Genomic DNA, 23,130 nt, shown 5'->3' on the forward strand with positions numbered 1-23,130 from the left:
CCGATGCCCAGCAGCGTCACCGCATTGCCAATGTCGTGCGCGCCGGTGCCCTCGGCGAAGGTCGCTCCCGTGTAGTTCTGCGCCACCGGTCCATCATCATTGATGGCGATCGACAGCGTCGAGCTCGATGGACTGCCATCCTCGTCGGTGACGATAACGCCATAGTTGGCGAAAAGCTGGTCTGCTGCGCCGGTGACCCCCACGCCTGGATGCGCAACATTGTCGGTCAGCGTGAAGCTGTAGGTGACAGTGCCGCCGGCGTTTGTTCCGCTGAAGCCGGTGATCATCAGCGTGCCATAGGCCGGGCCGCCGGCAATGACGACCGGAACCGAACCGGAATTGGCCAGAGCGGCATAGGTGATGCTGGTCGTGCCGACCTGCAGCGATCCCAGGCCATCGGGTGAGGTGAAGGCGAATGTGCCGACGGCGGTTTCCGAATGGTCGGAGTTGTTGTTTGGATTGCTGTCGGACAATTCTCCCGACCCTGCGGGATTGGATCCGTGTGGCGGCAGTCCCTTCTCGTCGACCGTTGCGTCGCCGCCGTCCGCCTGAGGCGTCAGGCCTGAAATGGTGACGATATCATCGGCACCGTTGACGGTGATCGTCAGGGACGCCGGCGAAGTGTCGCCGTCGCCATCCGTCACGGTGTAGCCGAAGCTTTCGCTCAGGCTCTGGCCCGCGGAGAGACCCTGGACAGCGGCATAGGCAGCCGGATTCTGAGCCTGTGTATAGAGCACATAGCTGTAACTGCCGTCGGCGCCAACTGTCAGCTGGCCGTAAATCCCGTTGACGTGGTTGGTGACAGCGCCGTCCCAGGCGATCGCGCCGAAGCCGTCGCTGCCAAGATGGTCGGCGTGGCCGTCGGTGATATTGGCGTCGCTGCCGCCGGTGCCGGTAACGACATTGCCGTCAGCCATCGTCGGTCCGTCCTCGGTCACCGAATCCTGATCATTGACGGCCGCCGGGCCGTCATCCTGGAATTCGACGCTCAGGGCGACATGGGAAACGGCGGTGGTCGAATCGCCGTCGAAATCTGTGATCGTCGCCTTGACGTGCAGATCGGCGGCGACGGTCGCGATGTCGTCGAAGGCAGCCGCACTGCCGCCATCGATGCTGTGCGCGATCGGTTGATACTGGCCGATCCAGACCGCGCCGGTCGGGTCGACATAGACCTTGAATACGTCGACGCCGTTGGCCGACCCCACGAGAACGCCGTCGGCGTTCGTCGAGAGCAGAATTGTGGCGCCACCGATCGTCTTCAGTCCGGAATCGACATTGACGAGTGCATTTCCGTTGGCATCGGTCACCGCGAAGGAGAACGTGGCATTTTCGTCGGCGCCGACCGAGGCGTTGAAGAGCCCGAGGGCGCTTGCCGACGATTTCGCATAGCCGAGCGCGTCAGCCTCCTGGACCAGAGCCGGCGGGGGCAGGGCCGTATCGTTGGCCGGATTGGGGTCGGCGGAATTGTTGACGCCGGCGGATTCGTCATGGCTGACCCGGAAGACCTCGGTCTGTGTGGTGACGTTCGTGATCTTCGCCTCGATACCGAAGATCTTGAACGGATTCCCCCCGCTCAAGGTGGCATCGGTGCCGCCCGCATTGGAATCGAACGTGAAGTTGTTGTAGTTGCCCACCTTGAGCTGGTCGAATGGGGTGCTGCCCACGACTTCCACCGTAGCGCCATCCGGTACCCCGGCGAAGGCGTAGCCGACCTGCACGCCGCCTTCGAAGACGGCGGTGCCGGCTGTGAGCACGCCATTGACCGTCACGGTGAACGGCTCGAACACGCCGCCATCCTTAGCGCCGATGAACAGGACCGCACTCTCGATGCCCTTGGCTTCGGCGACGTCTATGGTGAAGGCGACGGATGACACATCATAGGAACCGCTATCGGTGATGATCGGCGGATTTGGATTGTTGGCCGTGACCACGAGGTTGTTGACGAAATCCATGGTCAGGATTTCAGGTCCGGTCACACCTGGATGAGTTTCGTATCCATCGATGATCTGGCCGTCGCCGACGCCGATCTTGGTGCCGGTGGTGTTGACGGAATTGTCGCCCTCGTTGACGTCGACGCCGGACAGCTTGATGTCGTGATTTCCGGCGCCGTCCATGCCGCGAACATCGGTGTTACCGGCCTGCAGCGTGTAGACGATCGTTTCCGTGGTGGTGGTCGTCGTGGTGGCGGCATCCCGCGCGGTGATCTGCGGAACATCGTCGAGCACCTGGACCTTGAACGTGCCGGCCGCCAGTTCGACGGTGTCGCCATCGCCATCCTTGGCAATGATGAATGACGAAAAATCGATCCCGCCATTCGCAAGCGTGTTTTCCGTATTGTCGCCCACGGCGCCGTTCAGCGTCGGATGGTCGATCTGATCGATCAGCGTGAAGACGTATGAGCCGTCGGCGCCGACAGTCAGCGTAAACACCGGTCTGTCCGTGCCCGCCTGGTAGCCGGCTCCGCCGCCGATATCGACATAGCCGGTGAGCGTGGTGCCGTCGGAGACAATCAGGACATCCGCGCCCTTCGAGTCGATGCCGGAGTCGGAAGGAGCAGCTTGCGTGACCAGCCCAAAGGCCGATGTCGGGTTCGGACCGTCGGCACCGAAATCGACGAGAAGATTCAAGGCACCGGCGGCGCCTGCGGCAATGGCCGAGTTGGTCCCGGCTACTTCGCCGTCGGGCTGGGGATTGTCGACGTTGCCGACAGACTGGGCATTGTGGAGGCCGTCCTCATCGACATTTGCCGTGAGCTGGGCCGTGCCAATGGCCGTCGGCACGTCGTCGATGATGTTGACGGTGATGGTGCCCGTGGTGGAATTGCCGACGCTGTCGGTGACCGTGTAGGTGAAGTTCTCCAGCCCCGAGATGGTCTGCGCACCGTCATCGGCCTGGGCGTTGAGATGGTTGCTGGTCAGCGTGTAGACGTAGCTGCCATCGGTATTGATATGGATTGTGCCGTAAGTGCCGACGGTGGTCTGCTCGGTATAGGTGAGCGCGCCGACGCCGCCCAAGGCGTTGAGATGGTTGGTCGCGTCGGTCTCGGTGGTCAGGAGCGGCAGCGAGCCGGTAACGCTGCCGTGCGTGAGGTCTGCGCCGGTGGTCGAGGTGTCGAGAGCTGCTTCGTTGACGGTGACGTCGCTGTCGGCCGGAGCGACCAGCCCGGCATCGCTGAGATTGATGGTCAGCGTCGTGGTCGACAGGTCGCCGTCGCCGTCCCTGATCGTGTAGACGAAGACGTCGGTCGTCGCCGAGGTGATGTTGTTGGCGGTCGACTGATAGGTGTAGGACCCGTCGGCGTTGAGATGCAGCGTGCCGTGCAGGCCCGCTATGTCGGTGGCGACCCCGCCGGTCACCGCGGTTGAAGTGTCCGCACCAGCGGCGCGCACGCCGCTGACGGTGGCGCCATCGGCGCCGGCAACGTCGTTGGTCAGCACGCCGGCCGCGGCCGTGACGGTGAGCAGGACACCCTCGGTCACGTCGTTGCTGTCGGCATGGGCCGTCGGCACGTCGTCGATGATGTTGATGACCAGGTTGCCGGGAGGAGCCGTGTCGCCATCGCCATCCGTCACCCCAACCGCAAAATTCACGCTCGTATTGTCGCCCGAGGTGTTGTCGCCGAGAGTATAGGAGTAGCTGATCGTGCCAACGCCCGAGGCAGCATCATAGACATAGCTTGCGGTCAGCGAGCCGGTAGCGTCGCTGAAGGTCTGCGGGGCACCGGTCAGCACATGGCCGCCCAGCGTCACTTCCGACACGCCGTCCGGCGAGGTGAAGCCGATCGTGCCCGATATCGTCTCGGAGTCCGACGCTGCATCCGAGCCGGCCGACTCGCCGCCACGGGCCGGAAGGCCGGCCTCATGGACCGTCGCTTCCCCTATGGCGCCAATGGAGGGAGTGGAATCATTTTCCAGGAGGCTCGGGAACAATTCGCGATGATCCGGCTGCCCAAATTGCAGGTCCGTTGGTGGCAGGAGGGCCGACAGGCCGAAGCCGTCGCCGATCCCGCCGGCAGGCTGTTCGAAATTGCCGCCGGCGCTCGAGGTCGAACCTCCCGGGCCCGCCGATATCGAGCCGTCCGCGCCAAAGGCGACATCGACATGGCTCGCTTCCAGCGCGGCGATCAAGGCCACACGCGGCACTTCGACTTCGCCGATGATGAAGGTCGGCACATTCAGGGCACCGTCCTTGATGACGATGACCGAGCCGTCCGCCTGCTCGAGCACGAGGTTGTGGCCGTCGACCTTGATGTTGTCGATCGAGACGTTGGCGGGAAGCTTTACGACGTTGCTTGCGTCCGCCACGTATTCGTGTGGCGCATTTGCCGCTGGCGGAGCAGCCGCCGGCGCGCCGCCGCCGACATCGACCGGCACAGGCTCGGCCGCTGCCGGCGCTGTTTGAGCCGGCGCCGCCGCTTGCTCGGCCGGCGCGGCCTGCGCCACCAACTGGATCGGCGCTGTCAGGTCGTGGTGATCGTTGGAGACGGAATGCTCGTCCCACGAGTTCGAAACGTTGTCCAACTCAATACTGGTCGTCATAGCTTTAACCCCTCCGGCATTTCCCGGAAAGAGACAGGCGGCGCCTCGACTTTGCAACGGTCCGTCAATCCATTCTATATATTTGGATATGCGTTCGATGACTTTTTTTACGCTTGGTAAACTGTGAACATATAATCAGTTATATCTTGCTTGGAATGGGCGGCGCTTTGCCACGACCAGCGCGAAAAACTTGGTAAATAGAAGTATAAATACGTATAAAATTTTACACAAAATAGAAAAACCACTTTGCGGGAAAGTTATCCACCTTCATTTCCAGTAATTTGAGACAAGATTGGTAGCGTCCACGGTCAAAGGTGGGCGTCATGAAAAAACAAAAGAATGCTCCGAAGAAGAGAAAACTCAAGCTGCTTCTGCTGGCACTGGGGATAGCCGGCGCGGCGCAGCCAGCCCTTGCCGGGCCGATCATCAGGGATTTCCTGCCCGAACCGGCACTGCTTGGAACGGTCCAGGCGCCGCCTGATCTCGGCGGCATTTCGCTGCGGAGGTACCAGCCCTGGCAGCCGGCCGCCGCCTACCAGATCAGCCTCGTCCTGAACGGCTACAATCCCGTTTCCGCGCAAGACCGGTCCAGCGCCTTGATGGCGCAAGAAGGTAGGGATATCGACCCGATGCAGACTGCGTCGATTATCCCGGGCGTATTCGGGTCGGTTGCGCTGTCCATGCGCAATTTTCCGGTTTCGGCGCGCTGGGCACCGGTCTACCAGGCCATAACCGGTTGCACCGCCGGCAGTCCCTGCGACCACAAGAGCCCGGCCTTCGCGGCCATGGTTTCGGCTGCCCAAGGCAAGGGGTTTGTCGAAAAACTGTCGTTCATCAACAGCGGCATCAACCACCTGATCGCCTACAGGAAGGACAGCGTCGTTTACGGCAAGCTCGACTACTGGGCGAAGCCTTCGGAGATCCTCGCCAATCGCGCCGGCGACTGCGAGGACTTCGCCATCCTCAAGATGACGGCGTTGCTGAGGGCCGGCATTCCGGCACGCAGCATGTCGCTCGTCGTTCTCCAGGACCGCAAGCGAGGTTTCTTCCACGCCGTGCTTTCGGTGAGCACTGCAAGCGGCGCTTACATTCTCGACAGTCTCAACAATACAGTGCTCAAGGACAGCGCGCTTCCGGACTATCAGCCACTGTACTCGTTCAGCACCGACCGGGCATGGATCCATGGGTCCAAACCGGGGGCCGCGCAGATGGCCGACGTCAAAGGCGGTTTCGAAACCGTCGCGCCTGGCGAAGGCGCGCAGATGGAAGTCAAGTAAGGCAAAGCGCGGTCGCTGTTTGTCCCCGGCTGAATGCCCGGAGCAATTCAAGGAAAAGTGCGTAGCGCTTTGCCTGGGCAAATTGCATCAAGACAAAGAGATAGAACGGTTCCGCGAAACGATGAGCGGCTCTAACCGTTGAAGACAAAAGCCATCAGCAATTCCAGGTCCAGCACCGGCGCGCGCACCACGTTCAGCTGGCCCCGGTAACGGCGCTCGCCGGCGCCGATCACAAATCCGCTCGCAACGGCAACGTCGCCGTTGGTGTCGAGGCGCGCGAATATATCCGCCACGTTGAGATCCAGCGCCAGCTTCAGGTCCTGCCGCGTGTCTCCGTCGAATGCCGTCGGCAACTGCCGTTTGACCAATTGCTGGAATGGCGCATTGAACGTCACGATCTTCTTGGTCGATGCCAAGGCGAAAGCCGGCGACGGACAGGCAAGCAGAATGGCGTTTACCGTCCTGATCGACGCGAGCCTGCGCAAATTCAGGTTCTCGTGTCCCAACGCGCGAATGCAGGCCACCCGAATTGCCGAGGTCAGGTTTCCGTTCTCCGCGTGACTTTCGGCGATCTCGTCGACCAGCATGCCGATGGTGCATTTGCGGCTCTCGGCCATCTGTTTCAGCGAAAGCCAGAAAGCCCGTTCCAGACGGATGCCGCGCCTTGTGCCGCCGCGCGCCACGACGCGAAACTCGAGCTCGAAATCTTCTGTCGGCAGCGGCAGAAGCAAACGGTCTTCGGGGGGCGGGGGAGAGATGGCGCTAGCGCTCACTCATTGCCTCCTGACGTGCTTTGTTGATCGGCTTCAGCAGGTAGCTCAGGATCGTCTTGCGTCCGGTCTTGATATCCACGGAACAGATCATGCCGGGGATGATCGAATATGCCTTTCCGTCTCGCTCCAGTGTCGATTTGTCGGTTGAGACACGCACCTGGTAATAGGGCTCGCCCGTCTTCTGATCGACCAGGCTGTCCGCGGTAATGTTGGAAACCTTGCCTTCGATGCCGCCAAAGATCGAGAAGTCGTAAGCCGTGACCTTTATCAAGGCATCCTGGTCGGGGCGGATAAAGGCGACATCGCGGGGCGAAACACGCGCTTCGACCAGCAATGTCTCGGAAGTGGGCACGATGCCGGCTACGACAGTTCCGGGCTGGACGAAGGCGCCGACGGTGTTCAGTTCCATCGTGTTGACGATCCCGTCCACCGGAGAACGGATATCCGTTCGCGCGACCTTGTCGGTCGCGCCGCGAATGGTTTCGTCCACCACCGAAAGATCGGCCAAGGCCTGCGTCAGGTCATCGAGTGCCTCCTGCTTCAACTGCAGCCCGAGTTCCTCGACCTGAAGCTGCGCCTCGGTGATCGCCGACTTGGCTTTCTTTATCGTCTCGCCGGCCAGGTTCAATTGGCCGTTGAGTTCGGTTTGCTCCTGCTCGACCTTGAGCTGCTCGGTCCTTGCCATCAGACCTTTCTTGACCATCGCCTCGACCAGCTTCGCCTGCTGGTCGCTCACAGCCAGGTTTTTTGTCAGGCGGTCGAGATTGGCGTTCGCCTCGTCAAGTTCCTTTTCGCGCTGGTCGAGGCGCGACTTGAGCACCGACAGCTTGTTATCGAAGTTTTCGCGCCGGGCAACGAGCAGATTTTGCTCGTTGTCGCAGATTTCCGGTGCCACCGCCCGAATGTCCTGCGGACACGGAAACGATCCGGTGATGCTGCCGCTCTGTTCGTATTTGAGCCTGGCGATCCGTGTTTGCAGGGCCCGCGCCTTGGCCTGCTGTTCGCCGAGGCTGGACGTGTTCAAAGTGTTGTCGAGACGAATGATAAGGTCGTTCTTCCTGACGACCTGCCCCACCTTAACGGCGATTTCCTGAACGACGCCCGGCTCGCTGGCTTGGATGACCTGGGTCTTGGAAGCCGGTATGACCTTGCCGTCGCCACGCGCGATCTCGTCGACCTCGGCGAATGATGACCAAGCGACAAATGCGACGAAGAGCGCCGCTATGATGAATATGGACGCCGTCGCAAAAAGCGGCGGGCGGTCTTCCCTGGCAAGCATTTCCTACGCCCCGTTATTATATCGGTTTCAGCCCGATATAATTTGTTCATTCAGGTATTGGTTCTCTGCAGCGCCTGAATGACTTGTTCTTTTGGTCCATCGGCAACGATCTTTCCCTGCTCGACAACAATAAGGCGATCAGCCAATTCGAGCATGCTGAAGCGATGCGTCGAGACGATCAGCGTCGTATTGCGGTCAAAAGCTGTCTTGAGTTGCTTGATCAGCTGTCGTTCCGAAGCCAGGTCCATCGAGCCAGACGGTTCATCCAGAAAGACGATCTTCGGCTTGGTCAAAAGCAGCCGGGCAATCGCCACCGTCTGTCTCTGCCCGCCGGAAAGATTGGTGCCCCGCTCGCCGACATTCATGTCGTAGCCGCGTGGATGGCGAGAGACGAACTCGTCGACGCCGGCGGCTTTTGCGGCTTCGATGATCTGTTCGTCGGTCGCCTCGGGAGCTGCCATGAGCAGGTTCTCCTTCACGGTGCCCGAAAACAGATCGCCGGCTTGCGCGACGATACCCACGGCGGCGCGCACCTCCGACGGGTGATACTGGCGGATGTCGATGCCATCCAGCAGCAGCTCGCCTGAACTCGGCAGGAAAAGCCTGCCGATCAGGCGTCCCATCGTCGTCTTGCCTGACCCGATGCGGCCGATGATGCCGATGCGCTCGCCCGGCTTCACCGAGAAGTTCAGGCCGGACAGAACCTCGTTTTCCGAGCCGGGGTAGACGAAGCCGACATTCTTGAACGTCATCGCCCCATTGCGGATCGGGCGATTGACAAAGCCTACCGTGTCCGGCCGGTCCTCCGGTTGGGCCATGATGGAATTCACCATTCTCAAGGAGAGCATGGCCTGGCGAAATCTCGACAGGGTGATCGCGATCTGGCCGAGCGGAGCCACGGCCCGGCTCGCCAGCATCACCGTGCCGATAATGGCTCCTGTCGAAACGTGCCCTTCCGAAAAGGCATAGGCCCCGGCCACGACCAGGGCGACCGTCACAAGCTGCTGGATAGCCTGGGTGATGTTGCCGGCCGCCGCCGAGAGCTGCTTGATCTTCTCCGAGGTATTGGCCGCGTTCTTCGAATGCTCGCCCCACTTCCTCAGCAAATAGGCTTCGGCGCGCAGGGACTTGATTGTTTCCAGCGTGGAGATGGACTCGACCAGCAAGGCCTGGCGCTGGGATGCCTCGTTCATCGACGCGGCGACCCGTTTGCCGATGCGGCGTTGCGTGACGAGGCCGACTATCACCGACGCCACGAATGCCAAGGCCGGTATGATGACCAACCAATCGCCGATCGCGTAGATGACCAGCAGGAAGATGAAGACGAAGGCCGTGTCGATGAAGACGCTGATGGTGTTGGAGGTGAAGAACTCCCTGACGAACTCATATTGAGTGACGCGATTTGCATATTCGCCGGTCGAGCCCGGGCGCGCGGACAAGGATGAATTCAGCACCTTCTCGAACAGCAAATACGATATCCGCAGGTCCGCCTTGCGCCCGGCATAGTCGATGAGCGAGGCCCGGGCCGTCTTCAGAAGCAGGTCGAAAAGAATGACGGCACCGATACCGATCGCCAGCACCCAAAGCGTCGATATCGCCTTGTTCGGCAATATGCGGTCATAGACGTTCATGGTGAAGATCGGCGAGGCGATGGCCAGCAGGTTGATGAAGATCGCCGACAGCACGACCTTCGAATAGGTACGCCAGAAAGCGCCCATCGTTCCTGTCAGCCAATGGCGCCGTTCGATCTGCTGCGCCGACCCGACCTTCATGCCTTCGGTGGCGTTGGCATAGGTGATCGAGAAGGATACGCCGCCGCTGATGTAACTTGCGGCCAGCTCGGATTTGCCGACAGTCGTGCGCCCGTCTTCCTGCGGGGCAGTGAGATACCCGTCGCCGTCGATTTCCGCCAGCAGGGCGATCGGCAACTGGCTGACACGGAAGAGAATTGCCGGAAGATCGAGGCGACCGCGCAAGAAGTCGCGATGGTTGAATTCGTGGGTCTCGAGACCGATGCGTTCGGCAAGATGCCTGATCTCGGTGACTTCGATGCGCGTGTCCGAAATCGGTACCCCGGCAAACAGCACGGTTTCCGCGCTCGGCCTGCCGAGATAGGCGGCAACCGCCGAAAAGCAGGCCTTGAATGCCTCCTTGGGCGACAGAATATGTGGCTGCTGATTCACGACCCGCCCGCCAGGACCCTCAACCCCCCTTTACACCGGCTCACTTCTTCCTGACCGGGGCAAGGATGTCGAAAGGTATATCGTTCGTCTGTTCCGACGGGGTCCGTGCATAGGTTTCGGTATCCGCGTTCGCCGGAACGGCAAATTCGTCCTTGGCGTAGGCCGTGGCCTGCTTTGGCGGATGGATGTCCATCGTTTTCAGCAACTGCCCGGTCGCTGCCAGAAGCCGATATTGGGCAAAGAGGGATGCGTAGGACGCGGTGTCCGCCAGCGTAGCTGTGTTGAACCGTGTATTCTGCGCATCCAGCACATCGAGCAGCGAGCGCTGTCCGACCTTGAACTGCTCGCGATAAGAGGCAACCAGCTTCTCGCTGGAAGCGGCTTGCAGCTTCAGGGTCTTTGCCAGATCGGCTTGCCGGAAGCGGCGATCCCACGACGTGCGAACGGCCTCTTCGATCTCCCGCAGAACCTGATGCAGCCCAAGCCGCTGCTCGCTGGCGCGGCGGATTTGCTCCTGCTCATTCGCTTTGTCGATGCCGCCGCGGTACAGGTTCCAACGCAGCACCAATCGTGCCTGCAAATCGGACGTGTCTCCATTGTCGCCGTCAATGTCATATCCGGCCCGGGCGGTGCCTTCGGCGACGATCGAAGGGCCGTATTTCGCCCGAGCGGCGTCAACCTGCGAGGCCGCGGCCGCAATATCGCTATTGGCCATGTGGACGCGCGGATTGTTCTCCCGCGCAATGCCCAGTGCGTCGTCGAGGGACCTTGGCAGCGCGGAGGAAACATCGCCAGGCCGCGAAGCATTGGTCAGCGGTTTCCCGACTGTCTTGAAGAAGCGTATCCTCGAGGCCTCGAGTTCCTCGGAGGCTTCCTGCATGCGGGCCTTGGCCGCAAACAAGCGCTCCTCGGCCTGTTGCCGGTCGGCTTCGTTCAACCCGCCGCCTGCTATGCCTTCCCGGATGTCGTGGAGAATCGCTTGATGAAAGCCCAGATTCTTCTTTGCCTCTGCCACGATCGAGCCCTGAAGCATGTATTCCAGGTAATCCTGGACAACCGACAGCCCGATGAACTCAGATCGCTCCAGCACGCGGAACGAGGCGCCATCGACTCGCGAGGCCTGACGGTTGAGTTCGGCTCGCCTTGCGCCGCTGTCATAAAGGGTTTGTGAAACCGTCAGATCGGTCTCCGCTGGATAAAGCGCATCGTGCTCGATGGAGAGCGCGCGGCGGGAGGAGTTGTCCAGGCGGCGAGCACCAGTAGATGCCTGCAGGTCGACGCTTGGGAGATAAAGCCCTTTCGCCTGCCGCAGCTCGAACTCGATCGCCTCACGGTTTTCGATGGCCTGGCCGATTTCCGGGTTGGATTCCACCGCAACCGCCATGGCCTCCTTGAGCGTCAATGCATGCGCGCCCCAGCAGCTCAGCATGGTAGCCGTCATCAAGAGGCCAACGCCCATGACTTTGGTCGACAGACCTGTCGTCTTCATTTTCCCACCCACGTTTCCCCGCTCTTTCAAGAGCGCCCCAGCCGGGCTCGGCGCCTGGCTTTGTTCGCTATCTTACAAATTAACGTGGACGTTTCATTATTAAGCTGTGACTAAATGATAGATTTTGGGCAGACGGCCAGAAAATGTAGCAAAAATAGCACACATTTGAGATGTCGGCGGGATCAAGTGCCGGTGTCGAAGCTTGAAGCACCCCAACAAAGATATGGAGATGGCAAACAGCAAGCCTGTTCTGACAACATGCTGACGAGTACGCCCGTCTGCAAATAAAGTTGCTCTCGCAGGCAATAAGGGCACACTTAACAAACCCAGGCGAAGGAGGGTTTTGTCCGGCCACCCCCATTGCCAACATGTTCTGGTCGCGCTTTGACGTCTAAATGGCTGGCGAGATCGCCGAGGCACGGCCGAGCGGGACACTTCTTGGTTGGAGCAGGCTCGATTCGGTGCGTGCTTCAGTCTCAATGAAGTCTGCGCTTGGCTGGGGCGCCAGGATTCGAACCTGGGAATGTCGGTACCAAAAACCGATGCCTTACCACTTGGCGACGCCCCAATAAGCCGTCAGAGTCGCTGTGCGGCGCGTTATTAGCAGAGCAGCCGAAAAGCACAATGCTTATGAGCGACCGCGAAGGCACCCGGCTGGCCAGCAGCGCGATTGCCGCGGATGATGACAAACGGACTATAGGGACCACACAGCCAACTCGTTGCCGGCTGGGTCGACAAAGTGGAAGCGTCGGCCACCGGGGAATGGGAATATCGGCTTGACGATCGTTCCGCCGGCGCTTTCGACGGCGCGAAGGGTTTCTTCCAGATTCTCACTGTAAAGCACAGGCAGCGGATTGGCCGGCGCTTCCTCTGCATCGGCCTGAAAACCTCCGTCCAGCCCCTCCGCAAAGGCCGAATAGGTCGGTCCATAGTCGGTGAACGACCAGCCAAAGGCGGCACTGTAGAAGCCTTTCATCCGGTCCAGCGTGCCGCCGGTCGCCGGCATTTCCAGATAGTCCAGTTTTCCAGGCTGTTTCATGATGCACCTCTTTGTTCCCTTTATGTTCTAGACATCGTACCATCAGGTGGCAAGTCTTTTTGACGCATCCCGGGCGATGGCTTTTTCTTAATCGATTGTAGCGACCCGACGACTTGCCCGGCGCTTGCGTTTCGCACTGCAGCATCATATCGCTCGAAGTCGGACACGGGCGGAGCTTTCCGTTTCGCCAATCTTTCCAATCTCCTGCAACCGGAGAGCAAAGCATGACCAAATGGGTTTTCACCTTTGGCGATGGTGCGGCGGAAGGCCGTGCCGGCGACAGGAATCTGTTGGGCGGCAAGGGGGCCAATCTGGCCGAGATGTGCAGCCTGGGCCTGCCGGTGCCGCCGGGCTTCACGATCACCACCGAGGTCTGCAATGCCTACTATGCCGATGGCCGTACCTACCCGGCGGGATTGGAAGCCGACGTCACCGTCGCGCTCGACCATATCGGCCGGCTGACTGGCCGCCGGTTCGGCGACCCGTCGAAGCTGCTCCTGGTTTCGGTGCGTTCCGGCGCTCGGGCGTCGATGCCCGGCATGATGGACACCGTACTCAATCTCGGATTGAACGACGAGACGGTCGAGGCGCTGGCCGCCGATTCCGGCGATGCGCGCTTTGCCTATGACAGCTACCGCCGTTTCATCCAGATGTATTCCGATGTCGTCATGGGTCTCGATCACGAGGTGTTCGAGGAAATCCTGGAAGACCAGAAAGCCAGCCTCGGCCATGAGCTCGACACCGAGCTGACGGCCATCGAATGGCAAGGCGTCATCGCGCTCTACAAGGCCAAGGTCGAGGAAGAGCTGGGCAAGCCGTTCCCGCAGGATCCGCACGAGCAGCTCTGGGGCGCGATCGGCGCGGTGTTATCGAGCTGGATGAACAACCGCGCCATCACCTACCGGCGCCTGCACGATATTCCCGAAAGCTGGGGCACGGCGGTCAATGTCCAGGCCATGGTGTTCGGCAATATGGGCGAGACCTCGGCGACCGGCGTTGCCTTCACCCGCAACCCGTCGACCGGCGAAAAGCAGCTCTATGGCGAGTTCCTGGTCAACGCGCAGGGCGAGGATGTCGTTGCCGGCATCCGCACGCCGCAGAACATCACCGAGGCGGCGCGCATCGCGGCGGGTTCCGACAAGCCGTCACTGCAGAAGCTGATGCCGGACGCCTTCCAGTCCTTCGTCACCATCTCCGACAGCCTGGAAAAGCACTACCGCGACATGCAGGACCTCGAATTCACAATCGAGCGCGGCAAATTGTGGATGCTGCAGACAAGGTCCGGCAAGCGCACCGCCAAGGCAGCACTCAGGATCGCGGTCGAGATGGCCAGGGACGGGCTGATCACCAAGGAAGAGGCGGTCGTTCGCATCGATCCGGCTTCGCTCGATCAGTTGCTGCACCCGACCATCGACCCAAAAGCCGCGCGCGACGTCATCGGCGTCGGCCTGCCGGCGTCGCCGGGAGCCGCCACCGGCGAGATCGTCTTTTCCTCCGGCGATGCCGAGGACCTGAAGACGCAAGGACGCAAGGCGATCCTGGTGCGCATAGAGACCAGTCCGGAAGATATCCACGGCATGCATGCGGCCGAAGGCATCCTGACCACGCGCGGCGGCATGACCAGCCACGCCGCCGTCGTTGCGCGCGGCATGGGCAAGCCTTGCGTCTCGGGCGCCGGCTCGCTGCGTGTCGACTACAGGGCCGGCACGCTGCTCTCGATGGGACAAACCTTCCGCAAGGGCGACATCGTCACCATCGATGGCGGCAACGGCCAGGTGCTCAAGGGCGCCGTGGCGATGCTGCAGCCGGAATTGTCAGGCGATTTCGCCGCGATCATGGAGTGGGCGGACGCGGTGCGCCGCATGAAGGTGCGCACCAATGCCGAAACGCCGCTCGATGCGCGCATGGCGCGCTCTTTCGGCGCCGAAGGCATCGGTCTTTGCCGCACCGAGCACATGTTCTTCGACGGCGCCCGCATCGTCGCCATGCGCGAGATGATCCTGGCCGACACCGAGAAGGACCGGCGCGCCGCGCTGGCCAAGCTTCTGCCCATGCAGCGCTCGGATTTCCTGGAGCTGTTCGAGATCATGGCCGGCCTGCCGGTGACGATCCGCCTGCTCGATCCGCCGCTGCACGAATTCCTGCCCAAGACGGAAGCGGAAGTCGCCGAAGTCGCGGCCGCCATGAACGTATCGCCCGACAAGCTCAGACAGCGCACCGAGGCGCTGCACGAATTCAACCCGATGCTCGGCCATCGCGGCTGTCGGCTCGCCGTCTCTTACCCGGAGATCGCCGAGATGCAGGCGCGCGCCATTTTCGAGGCGGCCGTCGAGGCCGGCAGGAAAGCCGGCGCGCTGGTGGTGCCCGAGATCATGGTGCCGCTGGTCGGCCTGGTGAAGGAACTCGATTATGTGAAGGCGCGTATCGATGCGGTCGCCAAGAGCGTCATGGACGAGAGCGGCGTCAAGATCGATTACCTCACCGGAACGATGATTGAGCTCCCCCGCGCGGCGATCCGTGCCCATGTCATCGCGGAGTCGGCCGAGTTCTTCTCCTTCGGCACCAACGACCTCACCCAGACCACCTTCGGCATCTCGCGCGACGACGCGGCCTCCTTCCTGGAAACCTACCGCCAGAAGGGCATCATCGAGCAGGATCCGTTCGTCTCCCTCGATATCGACGGTGTCGGCGAACTGGTGCGCATGGCGGCGCAAAAGGGCAGGGCGACGCGGCCTAGCATCAAGCTTGGCATCTGCGGCGAACATGGTGGTGATCCCTCGTCGATCCGCTTCTGCGAGGATGTCGGGCTCGACTACGTCTCCTGCTCACCCTATCGCGTGCCGATAGCCAGGCTGGCGGCGGCGCAGGCCGCTGTGCACGCGGCAAAGGCAGGACGCGGCTAGACCGGTACGAAGCTTACGGTTTTGTATGAAAACTCACGCGAACGTGCTGGCGACATGAGCGTAATCTCGACATTGTTTGCCACCAATTTGCGGATGACCGCCAATTGTCTCCGGAAACAGACGTTGCAGATATCACCCGCTCCGTTCCGCTCGATCCTGATTATTCAAACGAAGTTCATAGGCGATATCGTCCTCGCCTCGACGCTCGCCAGGAACCTGCAGCTCGAATTTCCCGGCGCCAGGATCGTATTCCTCTGCGAAGCCCACTTCGAGAGCTTCGTGGTTGCGCATGGCATCGCTTCCGAGGTGGTTACGTTCAGGCGGGCCCGCATGCGAGGCAACCCGCTGGAGCGTGGAAAAGAGCTTTATGCCGTGGTGCGGGCGCTGCGCCGCTTCCACTTCGACCTGACGATCGATTTGACCGATTCCAAGACCTCTCGGGTCGTCAGCGGGCTCGTCAACGCCAGGAAGCGTGTCGGCTACAATCCTCCCGAGAGGCCGCTGAAGCTGCTGGAGCGGCAGCCCGCCAATGTGTTTGCCAAACCATACGGGTTTGGCGGGCAGCATTTTGTCTATCGCTATCTCTCCCCTCTTGAAGCACTCGGCATCGATTTGCGCGTGACGGTACCGAGCATCCAGCCGCCGACATTCGAGGCCACGAAAGCCCTGGCGCTTCTGGGCACGCACGATATCCACCCGAACGCCTTCGTCGCCGTCCATGCGGGCGCGAGTTTCAAGGGCCGGCAATGGCAGCCGGAACGGTTTGCCGAAGCAATTGACCAGGTTGCGGCCGAAACCGGACTGGGCGTCGTCCTGGTGGGAGGGCCAGGCGAACGTGAAACCGCCGCGCGGATTGTTTCCGGGACCGTGACGCCGGTGGTCGACCTGGTCGGAGCGCTTTCGCTCGAGAGCCTGCTGGCGGTCCTGGAACAGGCCCGGCTGTTTCTCGGCAACGAAAGCGGCCCGATGCACATGGCCGCTGCCGCGGGTACCCCGGTTGTCGGCCTTTTCGGCCTGACGCATCCGTCGCGCTGGGGACCTGTCGGCGTGCCCAGCATCGCGCTTCGGCCGTCAATGCCCTGCGATTGCGTGGCCAGGGATTTGTGTCGCCGGTCCGACCCCAGCAAGGCTTGCTGTGTCTGGCGTCTGGAGGTGAAGCCGGTCGTTGACGCCGTGCGCGAGATCCTCGCACGCACCGATCTGAAAAAGGAACGCGTTGTCTGAGGGCGATGGTCGGCAAGACTGTCGCCGAATGTTCACCAAGCCGGAGATCAAATTGCCGCGCCAGGCGTTTTTCTGCTATCCCTCGTCCGATTTCCGCCTTCATGCGGGTTTTGGGATGGCGGCTTGAAGTAGCCAGCCGGGAATTTGGTTTCGGGAATTTGGTTTGATGCGTCTGCTGCAAAAACATCTCTGCACGATCGCCGTGTCGGTGGCGCTGATATCCGGTGCCCATGCCGCGCCGCTGGTCGAACCCACGCTGCACATCAAGCCGGCTGCAAGCGGAACCGGCCGCGTTGCGCTCACGCTCGATGCCTGCGGCGGCAAGACCGACACGCGCATTCTCTCAGCGCTGGTGGACAACAAGATACCGGCCACCATTTTCGTCACCGGCATCTGGCTGAAGCGCAACGCCGAGGCCGTCGCGATCATGCGGGCGCATCCCGACCTGTTCGAACTGGAAAATCACGGCGGCCGCCATGTTCCGGCGGTCGACACGCCACGGAAGATCTATGGCATAAGTAGCGCCGGCAGCCCGGAGGCTGTGCTCGCCGAGGTCGAGTCAGGGGCCGCGGCTCTGGCCACGACCGGCGAGCCGGCGCCGAAATGGTTCCGTGGCGCAACCGCCGAATACAGCCCCTCGGCCATCGCGATGATCCGCAAGCTGGGCTTCAAGATTGCCGGCTTCTCGATCAATGGCGACGGCGGCTCGCTGCTCGGCGCCAAGGAAACCGCCAGGCGTATCGCCGCTGCCAAGGATGGCGACGTCATTATCTCGCACATCAACCAGCCGACCCACGCCGCCGGCGAGGGCGTGGTGCAGGGCCTGCTGGCACTCAAGGACAAGGGCATGACCTTCGTGCGGCTCGACGACGCCGACGGGACGGGCGATCACGGCACCACCGAGTAGGGCGCTTCAGTGTTTGATAGAACCGCCGAACCGCTCTAACGACTGGGCCTGATCTGAATCTCAATGCACCCTTAAGCGCGTCGGGCCGAAGCGTTCAGTCCGGCTTGGCTTCGATGGTGACCTTGCTGGCATAGAACGCGCCGTGGTCGCGGATCTCGGTCATCTCGTCGTACGGCTGGCGGTAGGCCCACATCGCGTCCTTGCCCGCTTCGCCCGCCGGCAGCACGCTCCAATAGCTGGCGTCACCCTTATAGGGGCAGTGGGTCGCGTGGTCCGTTCGGCTGAGCTTGTCGAAATCGATGTCGGCGAACGGAATGTAGAAGGCGGCGGGGTAGGGGGCCTCCGTCAGCACCTTCGCCCTCGCGGACGACGCGATGACGGTATCGCCGAAGCGGACCGTGACGGTGCCGGAATAGGGCTCTATCGTGATGATCTTGTCGGGATTGCGCTGGAAGCCGGGTGCCGGGTTGGCGATCTTGTCCATGCTGGTTCCTCCTTGCCCCAACCTTAAGTGTGGTGGACGGCCGGATTGCGCAAGACCCGTAGTCACAAACAAAACAGACGCCATGCGCCCGTGCGTGGCGCGAAGATTGCCTTCTCGTGGCCGCGGAAATTCAGGCGGCGGTTTTGAAGGCATCCATCAGCCCGGCATAGGCGGCCGCGATGCCCGCCACCGGATTGCTGCTTCTGGAAATGGTCTCGACTTTCAGCGCCCCGCCGCCGGTTGGCAAGGTGAGCAGCAGGAACTGGCGATTGCCGCCATCGCCGACGGATGCCGCCGCGACATGCTGGCCTTCCCCTTCGTTCTGGACGCACATCTTGAACAGCAGCGTGCCGCCGACCGCTTCCAGCGCGCCGCCGACAACTTCTACGAACTCGTCTTCGGAAACAGTCTTTTCGTCCGGCACCAGATCGGCCAGGCTTTCGGCAAGCGTACTCTCGAGAACCTTATCGTCGAGCGCGTCCATGCGAACCTCTCTCAGTCGCCAATCGCACCCCTTTGCCCGTTAACGAAGTTTAACACCGACGATGGCCGGATTATGACACTTTTTGCGGTTGGTCCGATCACGAGAGTTTGCGCCGACGTAATGGATTTGAAGCCCCTGTCACTCGAATGGCAGCAAGGCCCGCCAAACGAAATCAAAAAGCGTCCGGATTCAATCGTTTGCCAAATACAGGTCGAACTCCGACTTTCGTCCGCTGCGCCCGTAGGTGGCTGGACAATTCGCCGGTTCGCTTCACAATGCGATCAAAAGCGCGACGTGAAAAGCGTGAGGGAGGGAACGGCATGCTGGGATTGATGCAGGAATGGCCGCTACTGTGCCACAAGCTGATCGACAATGCTGAAAGGCAGCATGGTGTGCGCGAGATCGTGTCGCGTTCGATCGAGGGACCGATCGTGCGCACCACCTACGCCGACATCCATCGTCGTTCCCTCAAGGTCGCCCAGCGCTTGGAGCGCGACGGTTTTGCCTTGGGCGACCGCATCGCGACACTGGCCTGGAACACCGCCCGCCACATCGAGGCCTGGTACGGCATCATGGGCATCGGTGCTATCTACCACACCCTCAATCCGCGCCTGTTTCCCGAACAGATCGTCTGGATCATGAACCACGCCGAGGACAAGGCCGTCTTCGTCGACCTCACCTTCATCCCGTTGCTCGAGAAGATCGCGGGTGCCGTCCAATCGCTGAAGAAGGTGATCGTGCTCACCGACAAGGCGCACATGCCGCAAACGACCCTGCCCGGTGTCGTTGCCTACGAGGACTGGCTTGACGAGGTTGATGGCGACTTCGCCTGGAAGACCTTTCATGAAGGCACCGCGGCCGGCATGTGCTATACGTCCGGCACGACGGGTGACCCAAAGGGCGTCGTCTACAGCCATCGCTCGAACGTGCTGCACGCCATGATCGCTGCCATGCCCGACGCCATGGGCCTGTCGGCGCGCGACACGATCCTGCCGGTGGTGCCGATGTTCCACGCCAATGCCTGGGGCCTTGGCCAGAGCGGGCCGATGACCGGCGCCAAGCTGGTCATGCCTGGCTGCAAAATGGACGGCGCCTCGATCTATGAGTTGCTCGATCAGGAGAAGGTGACATTCAGCGCCGCCGTGCCGACCGTGTGGATGATGCTGCTGCAATATCTGGAAGAGACCGGCAAGACGCTTCCCCATCTCAACAAGGTCGTGATCGGCGGCTCGTCGTGCCCGCGCGCGATCATGGCGAAATTCCAGGACAAGTACGGTGTCCAGGTCATCCACGCCTGGGGCATGACCGAAATGTCGCCGCTCGGCACGCTGTGCACCCTGAAGCCGGACTATGCAGGCCTGGACGGCGAGGCGAGGCTCGACGTCCAGGGCAAGCAGGGTTACCCGCCCTTCGGCGTCGAAATGAAGGTGACGGACGACGATGACAACGCGCAGCCTTGGGACGGCAAGACGTTTGGCCGGCTCAAGGTCCGCGGCCCGGCCGTCGCCCGCGCCTATTACGGCGGTGTGGGAGCGGAGCAGTTCGATGAGGATGGCTGGTTCGATACCGGAGACGTCGCTCATATCGATGCCGGCGGTTACATGCAGATCACCGATCGCGCGAAGGACGTCATCAAGTCCGGCGGCGAATGGATTTCGACCATCGACCTGGAAAATCTGGCTGTCGGCCATCCCGATGTGGCGGAAGCGGCGGCGATCGGCGTCCAGCATTCGAAATGGGGCGAGCGGCCCTTGCTGGTCGTCGTCGCCAAGCCTGGCAAGGAACCGACCAAGGCCGAGATTCTCGATTTCATGGATGGCAAGGTGGCCAAATGGTGGATGCCGGACGACGTCGCCTTCGTCGACGAGATACCGCACACCGCCACCGGCAAGATCCAGAAGATCACCTTGCGTCAGCAGTTCAGGGACTATCACTTGCCGACGGATTGAGGGGATGTTGCGTGTTTCGGCTTCAAGCCGCCGCAAAAAGGCACTAAACCTCCAGCCGGGTTGGGGCAGCGCAGAGAATAATGGTTAGCATTCCCGAACGGCAAACGTCGAAGGCTGCCGGCTGGTCGCGGCGCACGGCCGCCTTTTCGATGGTGCTTTTGCTGACGAACTTTGTCGGCCATCGCTTCGGCCTCGTCCAAACGCCGGTGTTCCTGTGGGTACTGGGAGTTGTCGCCCTGCTGGCGGCGCTGGCGCTGCTGTTTGCCGGCCTGGCCTTTGCAAGGCTGTGGAATTTTGGTGACCGTGGGGGCCGTGATCTCACCGTCGGCGCCTTGCTGGCACTGCTGGTGCTCACCCCGTACGGCGTTGCCGCCTACTGGGCGACGATCTATCCGCCACTGCGCGACATCTCGACCGATTTCGATGAACCGCCCGCGCTTGATGTCGGTGATCGGACCAGGGACATGAACGTGCTGTCCCCGCCGACGCCGGGTGAGCAGACATTGCAGACCGACAGCTATCCATTGGTCACCGCACGCAGCTACGACCTGCCATTCGAGACCGTCGTCAATGCCGTTGAAACCGTGCTCGACCGGCGCGGCTGGGACCTTTCGGAGCCTTATCCCGAACTCGCCGGGCAGACAGAGGTGACCATTACCGCCATCGCCTCGAGCTTCGTTGTTGGTCTTCCTGCGGACGTCGCCATTCGCGTGAGGGATGACGGCGACACGGTCATCGTTGATATGCGATCTGCCTCGCGTTACGGACGCCACGATCTTGGCGACAATGCCGCGCGCATCACCGATTTCCTGGCGGAACTGGATCAGGAAGTCGCCGGCCAGGTCGGCGCGGCGCCGGCTCAATAGCCTTTTTTCCGGCGAATTGCGCGCCGGCGGCGATGGTCGGGTGAACACCGTGGGCGGGCGGGAAGGCCTATCGGCCGGGCGTGAAAGTGCCATCCATGGCGGGGGCGGCGTCCGTCGCCACCACGCCGCGTGCCACCAGGTCCTCCAGATGGGCAAGCACCGACAGGCCGGCGGCGCCGTGCAGCCGGGGATCGGTATCCCTGTAGATAGCCTTGACCATGGCGGGAATAGTCCGGTCGCCGGCTCTTATCCGCTCCAGTATGGCTCGTTCGCGCATCTTGCGATGCGCCTTCAGCCCGCGCATGAAAGCGCGCGGCGCCGTCACCGGTCCACCATGGCCAGGCAGCAGCAGGCGATCGCCGCGCTCGATCAGCCGGTCCAGCGATGCCATGTAATCGGCCATTGCCCCGTCCGGCGGCGCGACGATGGATGTTGCCCAGCCCATGACATGATCGGCTGAAAACACGATGCCGGTGCCTTCCAGCGCGAATGCCGCGTGATTGGCGGTGTGGCCGGGCGTCAGGACCGTCCGGATCGCCCAGCCATCGCCGCTGACCAGTTCACTGTCCGGCAACGCGATGTCGGGAACGAAAGCGGTGTCGGCGCTGGCGTCGAGCGGATTGGTTTCGCCGATATGCAAGGGCCTCGCCGGCCGGTGCGGTCCTTCCGCCAGCACCTGGGCGCCGGTGCGCTCCTTCAGTCGGGCCGCCAGCGGGGAATGGTCGCGATGCGTGTGGCTGACGAAAATGTGGCTGACCGGCCGGCCGGCGATCACGTCGAGCAAGGTCTGAAGATGCGCCTCGTCATCCGGCCCGGGATCGATCACCGCCAGCGTGTCGCGGCCCACGACATAGCTGTTGGTGCCATGAAAGGTGAAGGGACTGGGATTCCCAGCCGTGACGCGTTGCACGTCTGGGGCCACGCTTACGCCTTGGCCATAAGCGGGGTCGAAGCTGGTATCGAATTTGAGGGCCATGTCGCCACATTATTCCAAGAACGGCAAAACCGATTGCCGCATAGCACGCAAGCAAATATAGAAAAACGCAAGGCCGCGATTGTTGGTTCGCGGCGAGATTGAATGGGGAAGACCATGACAACCGCAACGACGACGCGCCCGCTTGTTTTTCTGGCCTTGCCGCAAGAAGGTGCCGCGCGACTGGCAACGCAGTTTGTCCTGGCGATTGCCGGGACGCTGCTGTTGACCCTTTCGGCCAAGACCAAGGTAGTGCTCGGGCCTGTCGACATCTCGATGCAGACGCTCGCCGTCTTCCTGATCGCTGCCGCCTTCGGCATGCGGCTCGGCGTCGCCACCCTGCTGCTTTATATGGCGGAAGGCGCGATGGGCTTCCCGGTCTTCCAGGGCACGCCGGAAAAAGGCATAGGCATCGCCTATATGCTCGGCTCGACCGGCGGCTATCTCGCCGGCTTCGTGGTCATGGCCGCGATTGTCGGCTGGGCCGCCGAGCGCGGCTGGGACCGTCATCCGATCAAGCTTTTCAACGCCATGCTGGTTGCCGAAGTGGTCATGATGGCGATGGGTTTCGCCTGGCTGGCGCTGCTCATCGGTCCAGAAAAATCCTGGCAATTCGGCGTCGTGCCGTTCATCGTCGGCGACCTGATCAAGGTCGCTCTCGCGGCCAGCCTCGTGCCGGCCGTCTGGTCATTGCTGAAGCGCTCCTGATTTGAGATCATCCGGCCCGGATCACTCCGGGCCGGTGCTTGGCCTGCGGTCAGC

General features: G+C 61.8%; 16 protein-coding genes and 1 tRNA gene. 7 read left to right on the forward strand and 10 right to left on the reverse strand.

Annotated elements, in window-relative coordinates; genetic code table 11:
• On the reverse strand, window positions 1-4,538 hold a 4,538-nt coding region (locus tag O7A60_RS27615), incomplete at its 3' end, for a beta strand repeat-containing protein (protein WP_337108890.1).
• Between the two features lie 323 nt (window positions 4,539-4,861).
• Between O7A60_RS27615 and O7A60_RS27620 the strand changes: the two genes are divergently transcribed.
• A complete protein-coding gene (locus O7A60_RS27620) occupies window positions 4,862-5,815 on the forward strand; it encodes a transglutaminase-like cysteine peptidase (RefSeq protein WP_337108891.1) in 954 nt (317 codons plus the stop codon).
• Between the two features lie 131 nt (window positions 5,816-5,946).
• On the opposite strand, the gene O7A60_RS27625 is transcribed toward O7A60_RS27620, so the two are convergent.
• From O7A60_RS27625 to O7A60_RS27650, 6 genes are all read right to left on the reverse strand, one after another.
• The gene (locus O7A60_RS27625; RefSeq protein ID WP_140718022.1) at window positions 5,947-6,588 is read right to left on the reverse strand and encodes a ribbon-helix-helix domain-containing protein; all 642 of its coding nucleotides are present in this window, start codon (window positions 6,586-6,588) and stop codon (window positions 5,947-5,949) included.
• Window positions 6,578-7,867, reverse strand: coding sequence for an HlyD family type I secretion periplasmic adaptor subunit (locus O7A60_RS27630; RefSeq protein ID WP_337108892.1), 1,290 nt, complete (start codon window positions 7,865-7,867; stop codon window positions 6,578-6,580). Before O7A60_RS27630 ends, O7A60_RS27625 begins: the two co-directional genes overlap by 11 nt.
• 50 nt (window positions 7,868-7,917) lie before the next feature.
• Complete coding sequence (locus O7A60_RS27635) at window positions 7,918-10,050, reverse strand: type I secretion system permease/ATPase (RefSeq protein ID WP_337108893.1); 2,133 nt, start codon at window positions 10,048-10,050, stop codon at window positions 7,918-7,920.
• A gap of 40 nt (window positions 10,051-10,090) precedes the next feature.
• Window positions 10,091-11,539: a TolC family protein gene (locus O7A60_RS27640; RefSeq protein ID WP_027145931.1), complete on the reverse strand. Its 1,449-nt coding sequence runs from the start codon at window positions 11,537-11,539 to the stop codon at window positions 10,091-10,093.
• Window positions 11,540-12,032: 493 nt separating this feature from the next.
• Window positions 12,033-12,107, reverse strand: a tRNA-Gln gene (locus tag O7A60_RS27645).
• A gap of 126 nt (window positions 12,108-12,233) precedes the next feature.
• Window positions 12,234-12,578 carry a VOC family protein gene (locus tag O7A60_RS27650; protein ID WP_337108894.1) on the reverse strand — a complete coding sequence of 115 codons (345 nt, stop codon included), beginning with the start codon at window positions 12,576-12,578 and terminating at the stop codon, window positions 12,234-12,236.
• 224 nt (window positions 12,579-12,802) lie between these two features.
• Between O7A60_RS27650 and ppdK the strand changes: the two genes are divergently transcribed.
• The 3 genes from ppdK to O7A60_RS27665 all read left to right on the forward strand — a co-directional run bounded on the left by ppdK (window position 12,803) and on the right by O7A60_RS27665 (window position 17,612).
• Window positions 12,803-15,481, forward strand: a complete 2,679-nt coding sequence (ppdK, locus tag O7A60_RS27655; RefSeq protein ID WP_337108895.1) for a pyruvate, phosphate dikinase — start codon at window positions 12,803-12,805, stop codon at window positions 15,479-15,481.
• Between the two features lie 123 nt (window positions 15,482-15,604).
• Window positions 15,605-16,705 carry a glycosyltransferase family 9 protein gene (locus O7A60_RS27660; RefSeq protein WP_337108896.1) on the forward strand — a complete coding sequence of 367 codons (1,101 nt, stop codon included), beginning with the start codon at window positions 15,605-15,607 and terminating at the stop codon, window positions 16,703-16,705.
• A 166-nt stretch (window positions 16,706-16,871) separates the two neighbouring features.
• Window positions 16,872-17,612 carry a polysaccharide deacetylase family protein gene (locus O7A60_RS27665; protein ID WP_337108897.1) on the forward strand — a complete coding sequence of 247 codons (741 nt, stop codon included), beginning with the start codon at window positions 16,872-16,874 and terminating at the stop codon, window positions 17,610-17,612.
• 94 nt (window positions 17,613-17,706) lie between these two features.
• Here O7A60_RS27665 and O7A60_RS27670 read toward each other — a convergent pair whose 3' ends face one another.
• Together O7A60_RS27670 and O7A60_RS27675 are read right to left on the reverse strand one after the other, a co-directional pair.
• Window positions 17,707-18,096 carry a DUF427 domain-containing protein gene (locus O7A60_RS27670; RefSeq protein WP_337108898.1) on the reverse strand — a complete coding sequence of 130 codons (390 nt, stop codon included), beginning with the start codon at window positions 18,094-18,096 and terminating at the stop codon, window positions 17,707-17,709.
• 130 nt (window positions 18,097-18,226) lie between these two features.
• Window positions 18,227-18,580 carry a hypothetical protein gene (locus O7A60_RS27675; RefSeq protein ID WP_140510466.1) on the reverse strand — a complete coding sequence of 118 codons (354 nt, stop codon included), beginning with the start codon at window positions 18,578-18,580 and terminating at the stop codon, window positions 18,227-18,229.
• Window positions 18,581-18,900: 320 nt separating this feature from the next.
• Here O7A60_RS27675 and O7A60_RS27680 point away from each other — a divergent pair, with 320 nt between their 5' ends.
• Together O7A60_RS27680 and O7A60_RS27685 are read left to right on the forward strand one after the other, a co-directional pair.
• Window positions 18,901-20,529, forward strand: a complete 1,629-nt coding sequence (locus O7A60_RS27680) for a fatty-acid--CoA ligase (protein ID WP_337108899.1) — start codon at window positions 18,901-18,903, stop codon at window positions 20,527-20,529.
• A gap of 80 nt (window positions 20,530-20,609) precedes the next feature.
• Window positions 20,610-21,395 carry a DUF1499 domain-containing protein gene (locus O7A60_RS27685; RefSeq protein ID WP_337108900.1) on the forward strand — a complete coding sequence of 262 codons (786 nt, stop codon included), beginning with the start codon at window positions 20,610-20,612 and terminating at the stop codon, window positions 21,393-21,395.
• A 67-nt stretch (window positions 21,396-21,462) separates the two neighbouring features.
• Here O7A60_RS27685 and O7A60_RS27690 read toward each other — a convergent pair whose 3' ends face one another.
• The gene (locus O7A60_RS27690; RefSeq protein WP_337108901.1) at window positions 21,463-22,371 is read right to left on the reverse strand and encodes an MBL fold metallo-hydrolase; all 909 of its coding nucleotides are present in this window, start codon (window positions 22,369-22,371) and stop codon (window positions 21,463-21,465) included.
• Window positions 22,372-22,485: 114 nt separating this feature from the next.
• On the opposite strand from O7A60_RS27690, the gene O7A60_RS27695 reads away from it, so the two are divergent.
• Window positions 22,486-23,076, forward strand: coding sequence for a biotin transporter BioY (locus tag O7A60_RS27695; protein WP_337108902.1), 591 nt, complete (start codon window positions 22,486-22,488; stop codon window positions 23,074-23,076).
• Window positions 23,077-23,130: the final 54 nt, after the last annotated feature.

Source organism: Mesorhizobium salmacidum (SeqCode), from assembly GCF_037179605.1.
GTDB classification, from domain to species: Bacteria; Pseudomonadota; Alphaproteobacteria; order Rhizobiales; family Rhizobiaceae; genus Mesorhizobium; species Mesorhizobium salmacidum.